The organism is Bacillus sp. 03113 (genome assembly GCF_006546985.1).
GTDB lineage: Bacteria > Bacillota > Bacilli > Bacillales > Cytobacillaceae > VATK01.
Genome location: NZ_VATK01000005.1, coordinates 90,646 through 109,681, shown reverse-complemented (window position 1 = coordinate 109,681; position 19,036 = coordinate 90,646). Strand labels below are relative to the sequence as shown.

18 protein-coding genes are annotated in these 19,036 nt (G+C 34.8%); 2 read left to right on the top strand and 16 right to left on the bottom strand.

Going from position 1 to position 19,036, the window contains the following annotated elements:
• Positions 1-2: 2 nt before the first annotated feature.
• The 3 genes from FDO66_RS05890 to FDO66_RS05880 all read right to left on the bottom strand — a co-directional run bounded on the left by FDO66_RS05890 (position 3) and on the right by FDO66_RS05880 (position 3,450).
• Complete coding sequence (locus FDO66_RS05890; RefSeq protein WP_141431596.1) at positions 3-1,892, bottom strand: LTA synthase family protein; 1,890 nt, start codon at positions 1,890-1,892, stop codon at positions 3-5.
• A gap of 356 nt (positions 1,893-2,248) precedes the next feature.
• Positions 2,249-3,220, bottom strand: coding sequence for an ROK family glucokinase (locus tag FDO66_RS05885; protein WP_141431594.1), 972 nt, complete (start codon positions 3,218-3,220; stop codon positions 2,249-2,251).
• Between the two features lie 26 nt (positions 3,221-3,246).
• Positions 3,247-3,450 (bottom strand): YqgQ family protein, encoded by a 204-nt coding sequence (locus tag FDO66_RS05880; RefSeq protein WP_141431592.1) that lies wholly within the window; start codon positions 3,448-3,450, stop codon positions 3,247-3,249.
• A 185-nt stretch (positions 3,451-3,635) separates the two neighbouring features.
• On the opposite strand from FDO66_RS05880, the gene FDO66_RS05875 reads away from it, so the two are divergent.
• The gene (locus FDO66_RS05875) at positions 3,636-4,511 is read left to right on the top strand and encodes a hypothetical protein (protein ID WP_141431590.1); all 876 of its coding nucleotides are present in this window, start codon (positions 3,636-3,638) and stop codon (positions 4,509-4,511) included.
• Between the two features lie 75 nt (positions 4,512-4,586).
• Here FDO66_RS05875 and FDO66_RS05870 read toward each other — a convergent pair whose 3' ends face one another.
• From FDO66_RS05870 to FDO66_RS05840, 7 genes are all read right to left on the bottom strand, one after another.
• Positions 4,587-4,775, bottom strand: a complete 189-nt coding sequence (locus tag FDO66_RS05870) for a hypothetical protein (protein ID WP_258535615.1) — start codon at positions 4,773-4,775, stop codon at positions 4,587-4,589.
• A gap of 114 nt (positions 4,776-4,889) precedes the next feature.
• The gene (locus tag FDO66_RS05865; protein ID WP_141431588.1) at positions 4,890-5,846 is read right to left on the bottom strand and encodes an L-lactate dehydrogenase; all 957 of its coding nucleotides are present in this window, start codon (positions 5,844-5,846) and stop codon (positions 4,890-4,892) included.
• Positions 5,847-6,054: 208 nt separating this feature from the next.
• Positions 6,055-6,621: a 5-formyltetrahydrofolate cyclo-ligase gene (locus FDO66_RS05860; protein WP_141431586.1), complete on the bottom strand. Its 567-nt coding sequence runs from the start codon at positions 6,619-6,621 to the stop codon at positions 6,055-6,057.
• An 88-nt stretch (positions 6,622-6,709) separates the two neighbouring features.
• The gene (gene rpmG, locus FDO66_RS05855) at positions 6,710-6,859 is read right to left on the bottom strand and encodes a 50S ribosomal protein L33 (protein ID WP_094834085.1); all 150 of its coding nucleotides are present in this window, start codon (positions 6,857-6,859) and stop codon (positions 6,710-6,712) included.
• A 57-nt stretch (positions 6,860-6,916) separates the two neighbouring features.
• Positions 6,917-7,558: a hypothetical protein gene (locus FDO66_RS05850; RefSeq protein WP_141431584.1), complete on the bottom strand. Its 642-nt coding sequence runs from the start codon at positions 7,556-7,558 to the stop codon at positions 6,917-6,919.
• Between the two features lie 133 nt (positions 7,559-7,691).
• The gene (locus tag FDO66_RS05845; protein WP_141431582.1) at positions 7,692-10,112 is read right to left on the bottom strand and encodes a glycosyltransferase; all 2,421 of its coding nucleotides are present in this window, start codon (positions 10,110-10,112) and stop codon (positions 7,692-7,694) included.
• Positions 10,113-10,124: 12 nt separating this feature from the next.
• Positions 10,125-10,829: a DUF4912 domain-containing protein gene (locus FDO66_RS05840; RefSeq protein WP_141431580.1), complete on the bottom strand. Its 705-nt coding sequence runs from the start codon at positions 10,827-10,829 to the stop codon at positions 10,125-10,127.
• 335 nt (positions 10,830-11,164) lie between these two features.
• Between FDO66_RS05840 and FDO66_RS05835 the strand changes: the two genes are divergently transcribed.
• Entirely contained in the window at positions 11,165-11,536 is a 372-nt protein-coding gene (locus tag FDO66_RS05835; protein ID WP_258535613.1) for a hypothetical protein, read from the top strand.
• Between the two features lie 454 nt (positions 11,537-11,990).
• Here FDO66_RS05835 and phoU read toward each other — a convergent pair whose 3' ends face one another.
• The 6 genes from phoU to FDO66_RS05805 all read right to left on the bottom strand — a co-directional run bounded on the left by phoU (position 11,991) and on the right by FDO66_RS05805 (position 18,891).
• Entirely contained in the window at positions 11,991-12,650 is a 660-nt protein-coding gene (phoU, locus tag FDO66_RS05830) for a phosphate signaling complex protein PhoU (RefSeq protein ID WP_141431578.1), read from the bottom strand.
• Between the two features lie 54 nt (positions 12,651-12,704).
• Positions 12,705-13,490, bottom strand: coding sequence for a phosphate ABC transporter ATP-binding protein PstB (gene pstB / locus FDO66_RS05825; RefSeq protein ID WP_220095153.1), 786 nt, complete (start codon positions 13,488-13,490; stop codon positions 12,705-12,707).
• A gap of 83 nt (positions 13,491-13,573) precedes the next feature.
• Positions 13,574-14,452, bottom strand: coding sequence for a phosphate ABC transporter permease PstA (gene pstA / locus FDO66_RS05820; RefSeq protein WP_141431575.1), 879 nt, complete (start codon positions 14,450-14,452; stop codon positions 13,574-13,576).
• Positions 14,452-15,417, bottom strand: a complete 966-nt coding sequence (gene pstC, locus FDO66_RS05815) for a phosphate ABC transporter permease subunit PstC (RefSeq protein WP_141431573.1) — start codon at positions 15,415-15,417, stop codon at positions 14,452-14,454. The genes pstA and pstC overlap by 1 nt, the downstream gene beginning before the upstream one ends.
• 44 nt (positions 15,418-15,461) lie before the next feature.
• Positions 15,462-16,424 carry a PstS family phosphate ABC transporter substrate-binding protein gene (locus tag FDO66_RS05810; protein ID WP_141431571.1) on the bottom strand — a complete coding sequence of 321 codons (963 nt, stop codon included), beginning with the start codon at positions 16,422-16,424 and terminating at the stop codon, positions 15,462-15,464.
• 349 nt (positions 16,425-16,773) lie between these two features.
• Positions 16,774-18,891 carry a peptidoglycan D,D-transpeptidase FtsI family protein gene (locus FDO66_RS05805; protein WP_141431569.1) on the bottom strand — a complete coding sequence of 706 codons (2,118 nt, stop codon included), beginning with the start codon at positions 18,889-18,891 and terminating at the stop codon, positions 16,774-16,776.
• Between the last annotated feature and the right edge of the window lie 145 nt (positions 18,892-19,036).

The window sequence follows — 19,036 nt, the reverse complement described above, 5'->3', positions numbered from 1 at the left end:
AGCTATTGTAAAGGTTCCGTTACACCTGTGTTTCTACGCCCTTCTGAAAATTGATAAAATCTTAGTAAATCTCCATTTATGGTTTGGTCTGAAAATTCAAGTTCATTTTTTGCTTTTTCTTTAAAAGGGTCACATTTTATTTCATCCGTTGGTTCACCTGTTCCCTTATCATAACAAATATCTCGAGTGAAGACATGGTCCTTTGTGATAAAGCTTCCATCTCTTAACACGGTAAATTCCAATCGATCCTTAGCAAATAAATCCGACCCAAATTCGAGATAGTCCTTCGTATCAAAGCCTAATAAATGCAATAGCGTAGGCTTTACATCTATTTGACCTGAAACGGTTGAAATCGTTTTACCCGTTTGACCAGGAATATGAATGACGAAAGGTACACGCTGTAACTGTGTACTTTCAAAAGGAGTTACTTCTTTTCCTAAAAATTCTCCCATTGCTTTGTTATGATTTTCCGAAATTCCATAATGATCACCGTAAAGAACAATGATTGAATTCTCATATAGGCCTTCCTCTTTTAACCTTTGAATAAAATTCTTTAATGCTTCATCCTGATATCGAACCGTTGGAAAATAATTATTTAAAGTTTTACTGCCAGAAGTATAGGGTTCAATATAACGATCCTCTTCATCTAACTCAAAAGGAAAATGATTTGTTAAGGTGATGAATTTTGCGTAAAAAGGCTTTCGCATCCCTTTTAAATGCTCGATCGATTGTTCAAAGAAAGGCATATCCTTTAATCCCCAGCCAACCGTGTTTTCCTCGTTCACTTGATAATCAGGCAAGGAATAGAAACGATCATATCCTAAGCTTCTATACATGATATCTCGATTCCAGAAGCTTTTATTGTTAGCATGCAAGGAGGCTGTATAATAACCGTTTTCACTTAAAAATTTTGGTGTTGCTAAATACTGGTTTCCAGAATGGGTAAAAAAGACGGCCCCTCGATTCAGTGGGTATAATGAATTTTCAACGATAAATTCAGAGTCTGATGTTTTTCCTTGCCCAGTTTGATGATAAAACTGATCAAAATAATAGCTTTCTTTAATAAATTGATTTAAAAAAGGAGTAATTTCCTGACCGTTTACCGTTTGATTAATCACGAAATTTTGCGTTGATTCTAATGAAATGAGAATCACGTTTTTCCCCTTTGCGATTCCGAACATGTCTTCACTTGGCTTTTTATAATTCGCTTGATGATAATTGACAATTTTAGATAGTTCACTGCCATCTGCCAATGCTCTCTGGGCAGAGGATTTTGATTGTAAAAATGCATCGTAAATATGATATTGATACGTACCAATATTTTTCACAAGCATTTCTCTATCAAACGTCCGTGTTAAGAGCTGTGGTCGTTCTGTTTCTGCTAAACCAAGATTTAAGAAGCCAATGGCAATTGTAAACAGAAAATAAGCTCTTCTTTCAATTTTCGAATAAGCTTTAAAATGTGCAAATTTCAATTTCCATTTCATCATACTTACGAGAATAATAAAATCGATAAAATACAATAGATCAGATATCTGTAATAACTCATGGACACTGCTTCCTAAATCACTCATATTACTAGTTTGCATAAGCACAGGAATCGTGAGGAAATCATTAAAAAATCGATAGAAAACCACATTCGCAAATAAGATTGCAGAAATGATAAAGCTCGTTATCATTAAATATCTTTTTTGATTTTTTTCTTTCATAAACATGCCAAGTCCAAAAACAAACATGAGAAAGCACAGCGGATTGATCAATAAAATAAACTCTTGTTTCCAACTTTCAATTTTAATATCAAAACTGGTTTTATAAACAATATACGTCTTTAGCCAAAGCAAGATGGTGGCAATTGCTGTGTATGAAATTTTTTTCGTTACTTCTTTAGCCATATATTTTTCTTTTCCTCCTATCCCTAAATGACTACGGAATATATAGGTTACTTTCCATTCTTCAATAATAAGCGACTTATATCTTAATATTTTTTTTACAATAAATCAAACTGAACAAAACAATAAACTATTAGAATATTATGATGTAGTTTAGGCATACATTATAGACGTTCAAAAAAAATAAAAGTTTCATTTTCTTACACGATAAGTATGAAATAGAACTATTTACATATATTCTCTAGCAGTCTATGACAATGGAAACATCCTTTTTATCCATATTATGGTTGTATTAAGTATTATTTGTACAAAAAAATCCTTAGAAAGATCAACTTTCTAAGGATTTTAAGCAATATCCATTATTTATTCTTCGCAAGCCAAGCTGCACCAATGACGCCAGCATCATTTCCTAATGTAGCAATCGAAATTTGAGTAGATTCTGCTACACTTTTAAAAGAGTATTTATGGAAGTTTTCTTTAACTAATGAAAGTAAAATATCCCCAGCCTTCGATACTCCCCCGCCAATGACAATCTTGTCGGGATTTAATGTATTGGCAATATGACTTAGGGCTAGACCAAGATAAAATCCTACCTTTTGAACGACAATATTTGCATCGATATCACCGCGTCTAGCAGCATCGAAAACCATTTTTGCCGTAATGACTCCATCCGCTTGATAGGCTTCTTCTGCTAATGTTCCATTTTGAACAGTTGATTTTCCAAGTTGCTCTAATGCAAGACGGACAATCCCAGTTGCAGAAGCAACGGTTTCAAGACATCCCGTCTTCCCACAATTACATTGAGCTCCACCTTCTGTCACCGCAGTCATGTGGCCAATTTCTCCTGCCGCTCCTCGTACTCCTCCAACTATATCTCCATTTGCTATGACTCCTCCACCGACTCCCGTACCGAGTGTCACACAAACGATATTTTTAGAGCCTGTCCCAGCACCTTTCCACATTTCACCAAGTGCAGCACAGTTCGCATCATTTTCAACGACAACAGAAAATCCAGTTGCTTCTTGAAGCTTTTCCTTAAGCGGGTAATGATCTTTCCAACCTAGATTAACTGTATTGAATATAATTCCAGTTTCTAAATCAACTGGGCCCGGAGCACCCATACCAAGTCCAATGACGTCATCCTTGGATATTTTTAACTCAAGCAGCTTATCATTAATTGCTTTTGCAACATCTAACGTAATATTAACACCCTCGAAGGAATTATCTGTAGGTATTTCCCACTTTGTAAGGATATCCCCATCTTCATTTAAAAAAGCTAACTTGATGGTTGTACCACCTAAATCTACACCAATAATGTATTTTTCAGCCAACTGACACACTCCCTCTTCCAATACCATTACAATTCTTTATTTCTAATTTTATTCATTTCTTGCTTGAGGATTAACATAGCTATCTGATATTCCTTTTCTTCCATTAATTGAGCTTGGTAAAGTTCATGTAATTCAGTACCCATTAAATCGAGATCTGCTTCCCGATCTCCAATATAAATAATCGTACCGAATTGTTTTAAATATTGCTGAATATCAAAAATTGTTTTCATCGTTTCCCTCATATTTTTTACATGTTTAGTTAATCGCTTACATAAAAAGTATAATCGATTTTTTTTTCTACTACAAGAAGTTAAATTCAATAAAAATAATCATGTGAACAAAAGACAAACATATATTATTTAAAAGGACAAACATAAAGCAAAATCGATTTATGACTTAAAGTGAGGCTCAAATCATGAAAAAAAAGCTCATTATCTTTCTCATTGCTTTAGGAATTATGAGCACAGTTATGTTTATGTTTCAAAAAAACGATCAGGTAGAGGAAAGCATTATTTTTTTCCCAATTGATTCATCGATTTCATTTAAACTGACAAAAACAGATCTTTCTTTGCCTGAACGAACAAATACTAATGACTATTCATTTCTTTGGAAGGTTACATCCATTTTAGAACAAAAAGCGTATTTAAGACAGGATATTAGCCTATTATATAAAAATGGACGTTTAATAAGCAAGATGGGAAAATGGGAACAAAATACCGACACCATCGTTCAAGATAAAAGTGTTCAAAGCCAAGAAAGTGGTCAATACATGGCCATTTCTTTTCATCATGCTGAGCTGCATCCTGAAAACGAACAGATTTTTAGTGCTCAGCAAATATCTGAAGATCTGTTATATGTGATAGACTCTTCCTTTAGTCCTTTTTCCGCTTTTCACCAACCAAAGAAAAAGGAAGAAAAAGAATGGAAGCACATACTTGATCAAATTACTAATCAGGACTTGGCTTATAGTTGGCAAAAAGGAATAGAAACTTATCATATCAATAAAGAAAATTACTTTTTTATCCCACTATCGAAGCTCATAAACTATCAAAATTTCCCTCTTCCATCTTTTTCAAAAGAAAAAACAGATCAAATCATCGGTCAATTATGGGAAGGCTTATACAAAAATTATTTTCTTGGCATTCAAAAAAAGAATGGTTCCTTTATTGACCCAGTTGGAAGTAAAATGCCCCTAATCCTATTGTCAAAGGATCGAACTCACCTCCTTGTCCTATTTGAAGCAAGCGATGGTGAAATGATCCTCCTGCGCCAACATATAACAAGCCCGTAAGCATTTCCTAAAAATACATTTAAAAAAGAAAGGCTGTAGTAAACAGACCTTTCTTCATTTGTTGGGGCTATCACGTTAGTCAGCTTCTGAAATTACTGTATCCATCATTTTATTACGTACACCAGGAATGCTAAATATAGCACTAACAAATCCACGCCTTATTAGATTATTGCTTAAAATAATATTCATAATGCTAAAACGTTTTTTATACACATAATAACCTGCTATACCAATTAACAAAAAAGAAATAATTCGACCCATCATAAATCCCTCCTATTTCTAGTGTGAAATAAAAGGTGCAATATTATGCGAGTTGAATCCATACAATAAGAAATCCTATAGCAAAGAGAGACTGCCATGGGCAGTCTCACATATTATTTACTTTACTTGGAAATCTAAAACAGGAGCCATTGTTTTTTTCAATACTTCAACAGAATGATTGAATTTTTGTTGTTCTTCTGCACTTAAATCCAGCTCAACAACTTCACGAAGTCCACTGCGATTTACAACTGCTGGAACTCCAACATAAACATCACTTTGTCCATATTGGCCGTCAAGGTATGCAGATACAGTTAAGACTGCATTTTCATTTTGCAGAATGGCTTTTGTAATTCTTACAAGTCCCATCGCAATACCATAATAGGTAGCGCCTTTTCGTTCAATGATATGATAAGCAGCATCCCTAACATTTACAAACAACTCATCTAAATCTTCTTGAGTTGTATTGTTCTTTTTCATCCATTCGCCAATTGGGCTACATGCAATATCAGAGCAGCTCCATACAGGTAATTCAGTATCACCATGTTCACCGATAATGTATGCGTGCACGTTACGTGTATCAACATCGAATTTCTCACCTAATAAGAAACGGAAACGAGCAGTATCAAGTATAGTTCCAGATCCAATTACACGTTCTTTAGGAAGACCAGAGAATTTCCAAACAGCGTAAGTTAAAATATCAACTGGGTTTGTTGCAACTAAAAAGATTCCGTTGAAGCCAGTTGCCATGATTTGATCAACAATAGATTTGAAAATTTTTGTATTTTTTTCAACAAGATCTAAACGAGTTTCGCCTGGTTTTTGAGCTAAACCTGCAGTTAATACAACTAAATCAGCAGTAGCACAGTCAGAATAGTCACCGTACCAAATTTTTGTTGGAGATGGAGCGAATGCCATACCATGGTTTAAATCCATTGCATCTCCTTCAGATTTCTCTTTATTTATATCAATTAAAACTAGTTCTTCTGTTACTCCTTGATTAAGTAAAGCAAAGGCATAACTTGATCCTACGAACCCTGTTCCAACTAACGCTACACGATTTACATGATCTTTCATGATAACTTCCTCCTAATTATTAATCCAAATTTTATTATTGGTTGATATTAAGTGATTAATTCGGAAGATACTATTAATAACTTATTAATGTCTCTTCCTTTAACTAAATTGTACACTATTTCACAAGGGAATTTCATCATATGAAAACGTTATCTTTGTAGCAATATTGTGACAGATTTCACAGAATATCAAAATCATATTAAATAACTTAATTCTTCAAATATACATGGCGATCCGTTATGATTTTGTCCACAGGAAGGTCATAGGGACCGATTGGAAGATCATTCACAATTTGTACAGAAAAAGCGAGTGATATGGTTGGTCCATCATATTGTGTCAAGTATCGATCAAAATAACCTCCTCCAAATCCGAGACGATTGCCTATTTTTGTATAGGCTAGACCTGGAACGATTAATAAATCGATTTCTTCAGGCATAACCTCCTTAGTGATCTTCTCGATCGGTTCGGATAGTCCAAAATAAACAGACTCAAGCTGATCAAAGCTTGTGATAGACCTAAATATCATTTTTCTTTCCTTTGGTAAACACTTTGGGACGACGACACGTTTTTCTAATTCCCACAATGTTCTAATAATTTGCAGAGTGTCTACCTCTGGAGATTTCGAAACCGTAATACCTACTGTTTTTGCCTTCTTCCAGATGGGATCTTCATATAATTTTTGCAAAATCCAATTCGAATCATCTTCAATTTTTTGCTGTGTCATTTCTGCTAATTGCGTTTTCATCCATTTTCTTAATGCTTGTTTTTGATCCATCTGAAAGCCTCCAAATATTTCACTCTAATTTCAATATTAAAATAAAAGATCTAAAAATACAAAAAAACAGCGGGAGGATTCCCACTGTTTATTTTGTTTCACGATGTGCAGTTACACGTTTTTCTCTTGAACAATATTTTTTAAGTTCAAGACGATCTGGATTATTTCGTTTATTTTTTTTAGAAATATAGTTACGATCTCCACATTCTGTGCAAGCTAACGTAATATTTACACGCATGTAATTTCCCTCCAAACTAAATAATAGCTAGTTCGTTCATACGACTTTTCTATAATATCATTTTTCATTTGGAAATGCTAGTGTGTTTTTCAAAAGTACATGATTTAATCCCATTACTTCCAATTTACTTCTGCTAGAAATAACCCATGAGCTGCATTCACACGTTTCCTTGCTGTCTATATTCATATTTAACGTAAATATACTAGCTGTCGCCCCTTTTCCCATCGGCTGATATTTTAGCACACCTTTTTCAGAGTTATTCCATAAACGATCAGAATAGAGATTCCATAATGGCTGAATTGTTCTCTGCTCCATTCCATCACCTCTACAATGCCCATTTACTAAATGGACGATGTCATCTGCTAAATGAAAAATCACATTATCCGTCGGGGATACAAAGGCTAAATGATCTAATCCTGTAACATCATAGTGATGCATCATAATCAGCTTTACATTTCTGGGTGTGGCTAGATGGTTTCTAACAAAGATTTCAAAGTAGATGATTTTGGAATGCTTATGCTCCTGTCTTATTTGAATGGAAATCGCTTCATTCGGGATCAGTTTCTCGGAGGCATCCCATAGCCAATATGTTTTTCCTTCAATCCAAATACCTGGTGTCGCCTTTATTCGTCCTTTACTTTTATTTTTTTCGTCCAAATACATCTGGTTATTTGAATGAAAATAAGCTTCTGGTTTCATCAGCATTACACCTTTTTTTATTATTTGTTTTGAAAGTTTATAAAAGCTGTTCAAAAAGCACTGGAAAAATAGCTGTCGAAACTCTATATCTGCTTGCTTCTCGGCTTTTAACCCTCTTTTTTTGAACACGATCCTATATTTTATAGTTAGTCCTCGCCTCTTCAAATACTCTTTTTGTTTCCTCAGCTATGCTACTCCAATTAAAAAGCTTTTCTACCGCTTCTTTCCCTTTTCGTCCTATTTGAATTGCATCTTCATTATTTTCCAATAGCCATATTACTTGTTCGATCAAGCTATCGGAGCTTCCCGGTACCATATATAGACCTGATTTTGCATTCTCAACAATCCCTTTTAATCCTCCGGTGCTTGATACAATGGTCGGTTTAGCAAAAATCATTGACTCTAGCGCGGTAATCCCAAATGGCTCATAAAGACTCGGAACTATAGCCATGTCACAAATGGAATAAAGAGCATTTCTTTGTTCATCACTAATGTATCCAATGAAATATACACAATCTTCAAGATGAAGCTCTACAACCTTTTGCCTGTAATCATTTAGCATTGGTCCAGTCCCAGCAATAATGAAATAAACATCAGGGCGAATAGCCTTTATTTTACTTGCAGCTTCAATCAACGTATCAAAGCCTTTCTCCTTCACCATTCTACCAACGCAAAAAACAAGCTTATTCTCTTGATTGACAGGTATGTTACTTAAAGATACCTCACTTGTTGGCCAAATTTCTTGCTCGCTGACTCCATTTGGAATCATAAAAAGTTTACTCTCATTGATATGAAAAACTTGTATAAGCTCCTCTTTCATAAATTCGCTGCATACGATAATAAAATTAGAACCATTAATTAACAGTTTTTCCTTTTCATGAATAAATCGCTGCATTTCATTATGAATGCCATTGTTTCTACCATATTCAGTGGCATGAATTGTTGTAATTAAAGGAATATTTAATTGTTCCTGTAACGATAAAGCAGCTGCACCTACTAACCATTCATGCGCATGAATAAGCTCAAAGGAATTAGTTTTTGCGAGTTCAATTCCTTTTTCTAATATGGCTAAATTCAATCCGCCAATCCACTTTAGGAAATCCTGATCCAATTCATTTAATGGATGAACACGATGAATATAAATAGAATCTTTTATTTCCTCAAGTTCTGAGTCGTTCCTACGTGCTGTCACAATATGAATATCATAGCCTAAGCCTGCTAAGCTGTTCGAAAGACCATGGACATGTTTTCCAAGCCCCCCAACAATATGTGGTGGATATTCCCATGAAAGCAACAGAATTTTTTTCTTATTATTGCTTTTGACTGCCTTTTTTGTTGAGTCTAGTAAATAAGTTGAAGTTAGTACTGGAAATTTATTTTCTCTTGTAACGAGCCATTCTTGAACCAATGGTTTAGAAAAGAAAGTAGACAAGGTCTTGTATGCATCAATATACTCTTTCGCTGCTTTTGTAGGAAAAAAGTGACGATTACTTATTAAACCACTTAACAGCATCCATTCCTTTTGCATTTGTTTGTATAGTCTTTTTTCATTAGAAGATAAAGTATAATAATCATATTTTTCCAAATCCATTTCCAAGAAATAGCTTTCAATAAAAAGCTGTGACTTTTCATCATCAGAAAAAGAATGCTCATCATCAAATCCTTCCATAAAAGATGAGCTTAGATGAACCATTTCCATCTGATTATTCATGGTGTTTAAATATTGCTGTGGATTCATAGGGGTAATAAAGTTCTCATCCATTAAAGAAGAAATACTTGCCAATATGTCTTCAATGTTTTCTATTACTTGCTCAAAATTAAATGCAACACTTAAGACAGATTGTTCTTGAATGGTTGGAACCTCTTCTATCAAGAAATGAAATCGTTTTTTCCAGTTTTCATTCTCCTCTACTATATAATCAAGCAGAGGGAAAAATACTAAGCCATGAGGGGATTCAACTGGAAATTGTGCAGATTTAGGTGTAGGATCTGCATTAATAATGGTCGATTGATCTATATAGCTATATTGGATCCCTGTAGAAGCCAGATTAAGATCAAGCCCTGATGCATAAGCTCCTCTAGGGAACCAAAACCCCTTCGGACGAACCTCAAAATAATCCTCAAGTATGGACAGTCCTGTTTTTACTTGTAAATCTATGCCTGTACTTGTGGCTAAATAAGGAAGAGTAGAAAAAGTTGCTGGAGAAGCAAGCAATTCTATTTTATTTTCATTTATCAGCTTCCGAATAATACTGTTAATTCGGTATTCCGCTTGTTTCCATACCTGATAGATTTTAGATTGCTCCATTTTTTTTTGAACAAAGTGTTCAGATACTTGCTGTTGAAACTCTGGTTGATCTAATATTTCGTAAAAAATAGGTGCAAAGGCTAGTTGAATAGTGTATGAGGTAGGTTTTTGATCGATCAAATGCAGCAGTCGCAAAAACTGTATGGTAAAAGAAATAAGTGTTTGTTTCCCATCTTTTCCTTTTTGAAAAGCATATTCATATGGAGTATCAGAATAGATTATTAACTGAAAATATGGATATGTCATCCTTCGATCCCCCTAATTTTCTTTATTATAATAGCTATAAGTGCTTACATGTTCAATCCAATTAGGTGCCATTTCTTTATGTTGTAAGAATCGGTCAATCTCTTTTTTAAGCTCACCCGCTTGACTAGGATTCGTACGCGGTATTTGAATGGCATTTGAACGCATTAGAGGGAGAAATTGATCTTCATTACATTTTACTCCCCATTCAATGCAATAGCTGCGATTTGGTTTCATACCTGCAAATGTCCAGCTGTTCTTGTTTTCAGGTAATGAAATCTCACGATAATCATTCGCATTACTCCCATTAAAAATTAAGCTCGTTACATCATAAATTCTCAATACCTTTGCTAATGCTTCAAATGGCTTCTGGAAATAAAGGGATACTAACTTTTCTTTTTGTGAAGAGATTTTCCAAAAAACAAATAGTTTATTTTTTGATATGAGCCATGTGGTGACACAGTCTTCATAAGAAATAGGTATTTGCTCAGGAAGTTTTTCAAGATTCATAGGTACTAAATCTATAGGTTTCTTAATACTAGATTGTGGAGATTGTTTACTCTTCGTTTCGGTCTTTATTGGAATATCATTATTTTTTTTGTTACTTTTCACATATTTTGTCCATTGATATTGGACTTTCCCTACTGTAGAATCGAGTTCCTCTGCTATTTTTCTAAATGATAGCCCTTTCTTTCTCAAATTAATAATATCTTCTATCATAGCGCACCTCTTTTTATAAAATAATAAAATGATAATGATAGCACTGAATGATTCTATTATTTAATGTTAGCACTGATACGTAATTGTCACAATGAATGGATTTTGTCGGATTATGTGCAGGTGTTGAGCAGTATAAACTGAGGAGGAAAAATATTTTTAAAATACAGATAAAAAAGAATGTTGTCCTTTTTTTCGACACCGTTTTTTTGAGATTTGAAGTAGAATGCCGACATATTCCGTGCGTATTCGTCCCCTTCGAAAATGGGAATCGAATTTTGTCTATTATAATGATAAAATATTTTTAGCTAGTTTTTCAACACAATGAGGTGAATTTATTGGAGTTTGTCATCATTTCTTTACTTGGTTTTTCTATTATCATACTTATTCTTTCATTTTTTTTAAAAGATCCACATAAACAACTGCAAGAAGAACTGGATCAAATGTCTCTACAACATTTACAGGAGTTATCTCAGATTAAAAAAAGGCTGCGTCTCTTAGAAGAAGAAATACTAATGAGTGTCGATCATTTTCAGCTGCCTAGTCTTGATGGCTTGGAAAAAAAAGAAGTTAATAGCATTATTCAGAGCCAAGTAATTTCTCTTGCTCGACAAGGTATACCTATTGATATGATCGCAAAGCAGTCATCTTTATCATTGAAGGATGTTCAGTCCATTCTTCAAGCTAATAAAGGAGAATTAGATGAATAAGAATTCCGTTAGATCATTTGCATATGGTGTATTATTTACAGTTGCTGTAATCGTTATTACCTATTATTTCTTAAGGTAGAAACAATGATTTTTATTTAAATAAAGGCTGTTTTTGTATTGATTGTTGCTTTTAAACGCGCAGCCTGCATACACTTCGCTTTCCGTGGGCGAGCGTCAAGCCTCCTCGTCGCATACGCTCCTGCGGGGTCTCGCCTTTCTCGCATTCCCACAGGAGTCTACGTGTATGCAGGCTGCTCCGAAACGTTTCTCGCAATGTTTTTTTATGTCAAAAGCAACAAACTTTGAGAAAACAGCCTAAATAAAAAAGGGTGTCCAATCAATGATCTGCATTCCGAAGATAGATTGTATTTATAGATATTGCTATCAATAGATACGGAATATCATCTTCGGAGTGCCTGTTCCATCGATTAAGTCACCCTTAATGGTTGTTAAATTATTTATTTAAATCATAATGTCTACCTTTAACTAAATAGTAAACATTTTCAGCAATATTTGTTATATGGTCTGCTGCTCTTTCTAAAAATCGGCAAATAAAAGTAAAATGAGTAATTTGCTGTACGTAATCTGGATTTTTTTGATTTTCCTCTAATAGCTGCTTCATTGTCAAATCGTAAATATCATCTACTTCATTGTCCATTCCTGCTACTTTTTTAGCTAACAATATATCTTCCTCTGTATATGCCTTTAAAGATAGCTGCAGCATTTCAGTCGTTAATGTGTGCATTTTTTTTATTTGAAAAATGGGATGTGTGTAGGATTTATTGCCAATTCTAATTGTTGCCTTTGCAATATTAACAGCAAAATCGGCGATTCTTTCGATCTCTGTGGCAATTTTAATGCCAACAATGATTCTCCGTAAATCAATGGCAACTGGCTGCTGCTTGGCAATAAGCAAAATAGCAAAATCGTTTATTTCTTCATACATTAAGTTGATTTTTGAATCTTCTTCCATAATTTGCAGAGCTAGCTCTACATTTTTTGTTTCAAGTGCCCCTAACGCTTTTGTTAATGCTTCCTCAGCGGAGCGACCAATTTCGAGCAATTTATTTTGCAATTCTTTTAAATCATAATCGAATTTTTCTCTAACTGCCATTATGCCGTGCACCCCTTTGTCCGTATATCGTTTCTTTAGATGCCTTTTTTGTTCTTACCCAAATCGACCAGTTATATAATCTTCTGTACGTTTATCAGAAGGATTGGAAAATAATTTATTAGTTTGATCATATTCAATCACTTCTCCATTTAAGAAGAACGCTGTTTTATCGGAAATACGAGCAGCCTGCTGCATATTGTGAGTAACAATAATAATACTAAAGTTTTGCTTAAGCTCTTGAACAAGCTCCTCTACTTTAAGCGTAGAAATCGGATCCAGCGCAGATGTTGGTTCGTCCATTAGGATAACATCAGGCTCAATCGCTAAGCAACGTGCGATACATAATCTTTGCTGCTGTCCTCCTGAAAGTCCATATGCATTTTGATGTAAGCGATCCTTTACTTCCTCCCAAATGGCTGCACCCTTTAAGCTTTGCTCAACTATTTGGTCTAAAACCTTTTTATCACGAATTCCATGTATTTTTGGTCCATAGGCAACATTATCATAAATCGACTTTGGAAATGGATTTGGTTTTTGGAAAACCATACCCACTTTTGTTCTTAATTCTTCAACTCCATATGACTTATCAAATATATTTCTTCCGCGATAAGCAATTTCACCAGACGTTTTAACAGCTGGAATTAACTCAATCATCCTATTTAATGTCTTAATATACGTAGATTTCCCACAACCAGAAGGTCCGATAATGGCTGTTACTTCATTCTCAATTATATCTAAATTGATATTTTTTAGAGCATGATTTTCTCCGTACCATAAATTTAATTCTTTCGTTCGATATACCACTTCTTTTTTTTCTTTACTTTGCTGAGATCCTTGCATATTACCTTTTTGTACAGTGAATATTTTTTTTTCAGTCATTGCCGTCATTGTAAAAAGCCCCCTTCATCCTTTAAGAGATAGATTTAATATCTCTTTTGAAATTTATTACGAATAAAAACTGCAATCGAGTTCATTACTATTAATAAAATTAGCAAGACAATAATTCCTGCCGCAGCCAAATCTTGAAATTCAGCCTGCGGTCGACCAGTCCAGTTATATATTTGCATTGGCAACACTGTAAACATATCAAACACGGATCGAGGTAAAAATGCAAGAAAAAGCGGTAATCCTAAAACAACAAGAGGAGCCGTTTCTCCAATTGCACGAGATAAAGCTAGAATACCTCCAGTTAATATTCCAGGCAGAGCAGCAGGCAAAACAACATTGAATATTGTTTGCCACTTTGTCGCTCCCATTCCTAATGAAGCTTCTGTTAGTTGCTTCGGAACAGAACGAATCGCTTCTTGTGATGCCACAATTATAATTGGAAGAACGAGTAAGCTCATTGTAAGACCAGCAGCTAATACACTTGTTCCTAAAGAAAGCGCACGTACAAAAACAGTTAATCCTAATAAACCAAATACAATAGACGGTACGCCTGCTAGATTCGAAATATTAATTTGAATAAATCGAGTGAAGCGATTCTTTTTAGCATATTCTTCTAAGTAAATGGCTGTTCCAACCCCTAAAATTAGAGATACAGGTGCTACTACTGCCATTAACCAAACCGTACCAATAAGGGCAGTGTATACACCAGCTTGTTCTGCTTTTCGTGAAGGCAAGCTTTGTAAAAATTGCAAATCTAAATAGCCAATTCCTTGAGTCAATATCCGATAAAGTAAGATTCCTAACATGAGTAATCCAAACATTGTAGCTATAAAAAACAAGCTTTTGAAAATAATATTCCTAACAAGCCTTGGTTTCATATGTTCTATCACTTTAGATTCATCGATTAATTTCATTAGTATTCCTCCCTAAAACGACGAGAAACGAATTGAGCAAGCAAGTTCATAAACAAAGTAAAGACAAATAGAGTAAATCCAACAGCATATATACTATAATAGATTGTTGTACCGTAGCCTGCATCTCCTTGGCTGACCTGTACAATGTAGGCTGTCATTGTTTGGATTGAGCTCATAAAATCCCAATTCAAATTAGGTGTAGAACCTCCTGCAACAGCTACAATCATTGTTTCACCGATTGCACGTGAAACTGCAAGAACAATGGAAGAAGCAATCCCAGATATAGCCGCTGGAAGTACAACCTTTAACGATACTTCAAACTTTGTTGAACCTAATGCAAGCGCTCCTTCTCTCATTGAATTTGGGACTGAAGACATAGCATCTTCAGATAGAGATGCTATCATAGGTGTGATCATTATACCTATAACAATCCCAGGACTTAGCGCGTTAAAAATTTCAAGGGAAGGAATTAATTTTTGTAAAATAGGTGTTACAAATGTTAAAGCGAAGAAACCATACACAATGGTCGGAATACCTGCCAATATTTCTAATATTGGCTTAATTACTCTTCTCGTTTTATCAGTAGCATACTCACTCAAATAAATGGCAGAAGCTAATCCAATAGGAATGGCAACAATCGCAGCAATGATTGTTACTTTTAATGTTCCTGCTATCAAAGGTAAAATACCAAAAGACCCCGGCTTTGAAAATGGATACCATGTTTGCGAGGTTAAAAACTCAACAATGGATACATGTTCAAAAAATGTAAATGTTTCAAATATAAGTGTTAAAACAATCCCTAATGTTGTTAAAACAGAAACGATGGCAGTTAGCAAAAGAATAAATGGCATTGCTTTTCCAATCCATTGGCCAATACTTCCCTTTTTTTTCTTTTCTATAATCATCTGTTGTACAGATAAGCTAGTTGCCTTATTTTGCAATGTGAAAACCCCTTTCATCCACATGACAAGATGAGAAGCTCTATTTCACGCTTCCCATCTCGTAATAATTACTTAAGTGCGTCTAAAGCATCTAAATCTTTTTTATACTCATCTTCTGGTAGCTTAACATACCCTACATCTTCTGAAAGCTCAGCAGCATTTTCAATTGTAAATTTAACAAAATCATAAACTTCTTCTTTTTTCACAGATTCATTTTTTACATAAGTAAACAATGGACGAGATAATGGAGCATATTCACCACTTTCAACCGTTTTGTTTGTAGGCTCAACAGGACCACTGCCATTGTCGATCGGAACAACTTTTAATTTGTCTTTATTTTCAACGTAATAAGCATATCCGAAGTATCCAATTGCATTTTCATCACCCGTTACTCCTTGTACAAGAACATTATCATCTTCAGATAAAGTCGCTTTTTGAACAATCGGCTGTCCTTCTAAAATGACCTCATCGAAGTAATCGAATGTTCCAGAATCAGTACCTGGTGAATAAAATTTAATTTCTTCTTCAGGCCATCCTTTACGGATATCAGACCATTTTTTTGTCGTTCCATCTTCAAGCCATAATTTTTTCAATTCATCTACTGTTAAATGATCAACAAAGTCATTGTCTTTATTAACAACTACAGATAAACCATCGTATGCTAATTTTAATTCTGTAAATTCAATTCCTTTTTCATCTAATTGTGTTTTTTCTTCATCTTTAACAGGGCGAGAAGCATTACTTAAATCAGTTTGTCCAGCAATGAAAGCTTTAAATCCACCGCCAGTACCAGAGGAGGCAACGGAAACTTTTACATCAGGTTGCTGTGTTTGATATTCTTCTACAACAGCTTCCATAATTGGATAAACTGTTGATGAACCGTCTACTTTAATTTCACCTTGTAATTGCTTTGTTTCTCCATCAGCAGGATCCTTCTCATCGGCTGCATTATTACCAGCACCACAAGCTGCTGTGAAGGCTAGTACTGCTCCTACCATTGTAGAGAGTACTACGTACTTAAAGCTTTTCATTTCAAAATTCCCCCTAAGAGATTCTTTGTGTGTCTTACATTTATTAGCATAAGGCTTGACTATTAATAATGTTTAAACACATTGTAAAGGTTTTGTAAATTTCCATTAAAAAATGTAAATTTGTCATAAAAGTGGTTTTTTTATGTGAAGAAAGGGTATAAATAGTGTTCCCAATTAAAATTTGTGGATACCACATTATTGTAGAATGATTCGAAGAGAAAAAAGGTGTCTCAAGTGATGTACTTCCTTTAAAAGAGTCATGAGGTAAATAAGATCGTTCCTATTTACGAATACTCTTTTTAAAGCAGCTTTTAGTTGAGACACCCTTCATGGATTTAATACTGTTTATTTATTCAGATTCCGGCTTAACACTAAGAGGATCTGAATTATTTCCCTGAAGTCGATTATTTTTTAAATTAAAATAGGCGTCCATTACTCTTTCACCTATCTTTTTATTAGCTCCATGATCAACGCTCCCCTGATACGCCCATGGAACCATGACTGCCATTGCAACCTCAGGATTTTTTGCTGGAGCATAGCCAACTAAGCTTAAATTCATCACCTGTGGCGGCTCCTTAAATTGCTTACGGTTCGGTCCATCATAAAAAGCCTCAGCTGTCCCCGTTTTTCCAGCAGGATCATATGATTTTCCCGCAAAGTTTGAATAAGCTGTTCCACCTGGCTCCTGCATAACCTTTGTAAATCCTGTTTGTACTCTTTTTAGCCAACTTTCCTGCACATCAAGCTTGTTTAATACTTTAGGCTTAATTTCTTGAACAATAGGTCCTACCTGATTCTTTTCTTTGATCGGCTCTCGGATTTCTTTTACCATATGCGGCTCCATCCGATAGCCTCCGTTGGCAATGGTAGATACATATTGCGCTAATTGCATGGTGGAATAAGTGTCATACTGTCCGATAACAAGATCTAGCATAAAACCTGGAAGTGTCTTCGTTCCTTTAAATCCTGTTTGTTCATTAGGTAGGTCGATCCCTGTGCGAACTCCAAGACCAAATTGTGCGAAGGACTGTCTTATTGTTTGAAAGCCTTCAGGTTTTAATGGAAGTGGTTGATTATACTGATAACGTCCTTCTCCTATTTTAATAGCTGTATGAAACATGTAGACGTTGGAGGAAAACTTTAAAGCATCAATATCATTAGGAGAACCTAAATATTTCCATGATGATTTTTCAGGAGTGCCTTTTATCTTAATAGGTGCGTCATTTATGCTCTGTCCCGGAGTAATAGCTCCTGTTTTAAAGCCCGTTAAAATGGTCGCTCCTTTTACGACTGAGCCAACATTATATGTTGTTGTAATATTCCCTAAGGCATCATCCTGAAACTGAACAGCCCCAGTTTTTTCATCCTTTACAATTCGTTTTCCAGCCATTGAAATGACTTCCCCCGTTTTCGGATCCATTAAGACAACGTACGCACGATCAAGTAAGCCCGTACCCGAAGACGTCTTGGCTTTTTTTAATTCTTCTTCAATGATTTTCTCCACCTCTACCTGCAGCTCCATATCCGTGGATAAAACTAGGTCCTTGCCTCTTTTTCCTTCTGAAATAACTTCTGTCTCAATTAATTTTCCAGATCGATCTGTCTTATTCTTGACCTTTGCTTTTTGTCCTTGAAGAACGTCCTCATATTCCTTTTCGATATAGCTTGTACCAACACGATCATTGCGGCTATAATCTCTTGAAAGGTAATAATCAAGCTCCTCTGCTGGAATGCCTTTTTCAGCACTCGATACAGATCCTAATACGGATTGAAGTGTTTGATTAAAGGTATACGACCTTTCCCAATCAGTTGTCGTATCAACGCCTGGTAAATTTTGAAGGTTTTCACTGACAACTGCATATTCCTCATTCGTAACCCCTTTATTTTTAACAATTTGAGTGGTCATTGCATAGCCGCTAATAAATTCTCGGTATATAGCAGCAACCTCCAAATCTTCAGGGGTCAATTCATTTAGTTCATTTTCTGTAATACGATCTAACGTAAGCTTATAGACTTTTTCATCATACTTTTTATCTTTATATTTTATTTGTAATTTCTCTTTTTCTTTCGTGCTAACCTTTTTTTCTGCCCGATCTTTATTTTTAATAATCCAATAATCCTTTTTATCTCTTTCTTGAAGCTTGCTTGTATCTTTTTCGATTAATTTTGCCAACTTTGCTGCTGTGTCCAGCATCTCTTCTTGACTGGCTTTATTATTTGTATAAGTAATGGCATTTTGAGGAGTATTATCGACAATGATTTTCCCTGTTCGATCATACATAATCCCTCTAGGAACTGGGTTATTAATCGTAACATCCTGTGTCCGTTCCACTTCTCGTTTATAGTTTTCTCCGTTTACGATTTGAACAACACCAAGCCTTAATATTAATACGGAGAATAGGAAAAACACCGCTAAAAAAATAAGGTTTAATCTCAGAGGAACATGCGTCTTTTTTTTCTTCTTCATTTATTTGAACCTTCACACCCTTTTCAAAAAAACTATCTTTTCTATTTTAAACAAAACAACTTTAAATTTCTATTAATAACAATAGGAAAAATAAGGTTCATATAAAAAAAGCACTTGTCAACTCTTTTACATTGGAGTTTGACAG

What these genes read in the sequence shown, in the direction of transcription:
- FDO66_RS05890 (WP_141431596.1), bottom strand. Translation starts at nt 1,892, where the DNA reads ATGGCTAAAGAAGTAACGAAAAAAATTTCATACACAGCAATTGCCACC.
- FDO66_RS05880 (WP_141431592.1), bottom strand. Translation starts at nt 3,450, where the DNA reads ATGAAAACAATTTTTGATATTCAGCAATATTTAAAACAATTCGGTACG.
- FDO66_RS05875 (WP_141431590.1), top strand. Translation starts at nt 3,636, where the DNA reads ATGAAAAAAAAGCTCATTATCTTTCTCATTGCTTTAGGAATTATGAGC.
- FDO66_RS05870 (WP_258535615.1), bottom strand. Translation starts at nt 4,775, where the DNA reads ATGATGGGTCGAATTATTTCTTTTTTGTTAATTGGTATAGCAGGTTAT.
- FDO66_RS05865 (WP_141431588.1), bottom strand. Translation starts at nt 5,846, where the DNA reads ATGAAAGATCATGTAAATCGTGTAGCGTTAGTTGGAACAGGGTTCGTA.
- FDO66_RS05860 (WP_141431586.1), bottom strand. Translation starts at nt 6,621, where the DNA reads ATGGATCAAAAACAAGCATTAAGAAAATGGATGAAAACGCAATTAGCA.
- rpmG (WP_094834085.1), bottom strand. Translation starts at nt 6,859, where the DNA reads ATGCGTGTAAATATTACGTTAGCTTGCACAGAATGTGGAGATCGTAAC.
- FDO66_RS05850 (WP_141431584.1), bottom strand. Translation starts at nt 7,558, where the DNA reads ATGAAACCAGAAGCTTATTTTCATTCAAATAACCAGATGTATTTGGAC.
- FDO66_RS05845 (WP_141431582.1), bottom strand. Translation starts at nt 10,112, where the DNA reads ATGACATATCCATATTTTCAGTTAATAATCTATTCTGATACTCCATAT.
- FDO66_RS05840 (WP_141431580.1), bottom strand. Translation starts at nt 10,829, where the DNA reads ATGATAGAAGATATTATTAATTTGAGAAAGAAAGGGCTATCATTTAGA.
- phoU (WP_141431578.1), bottom strand. Translation starts at nt 12,650, where the DNA reads ATGGCAGTTAGAGAAAAATTCGATTATGATTTAAAAGAATTGCAAAAT.
- pstB (WP_220095153.1), bottom strand. Translation starts at nt 13,490, where the DNA reads ATGCAAGGATCTCAGCAAAGTAAAGAAAAAAAAGAAGTGGTATATCGA.
- pstA (WP_141431575.1), bottom strand. Translation starts at nt 14,452, where the DNA reads ATGAAATTAATCGATGAATCTAAAGTGATAGAACATATGAAACCAAGG.
- pstC (WP_141431573.1), bottom strand. Translation starts at nt 15,417, where the DNA reads ATGTGGATGAAAGGGGTTTTCACATTGCAAAATAAGGCAACTAGCTTA.
- FDO66_RS05810 (WP_141431571.1), bottom strand. Translation starts at nt 16,424, where the DNA reads ATGAAAAGCTTTAAGTACGTAGTACTCTCTACAATGGTAGGAGCAGTA.
- FDO66_RS05805 (WP_141431569.1), bottom strand. Translation starts at nt 18,891, where the DNA reads ATGAAGAAGAAAAAAAAGACGCATGTTCCTCTGAGATTAAACCTTATT.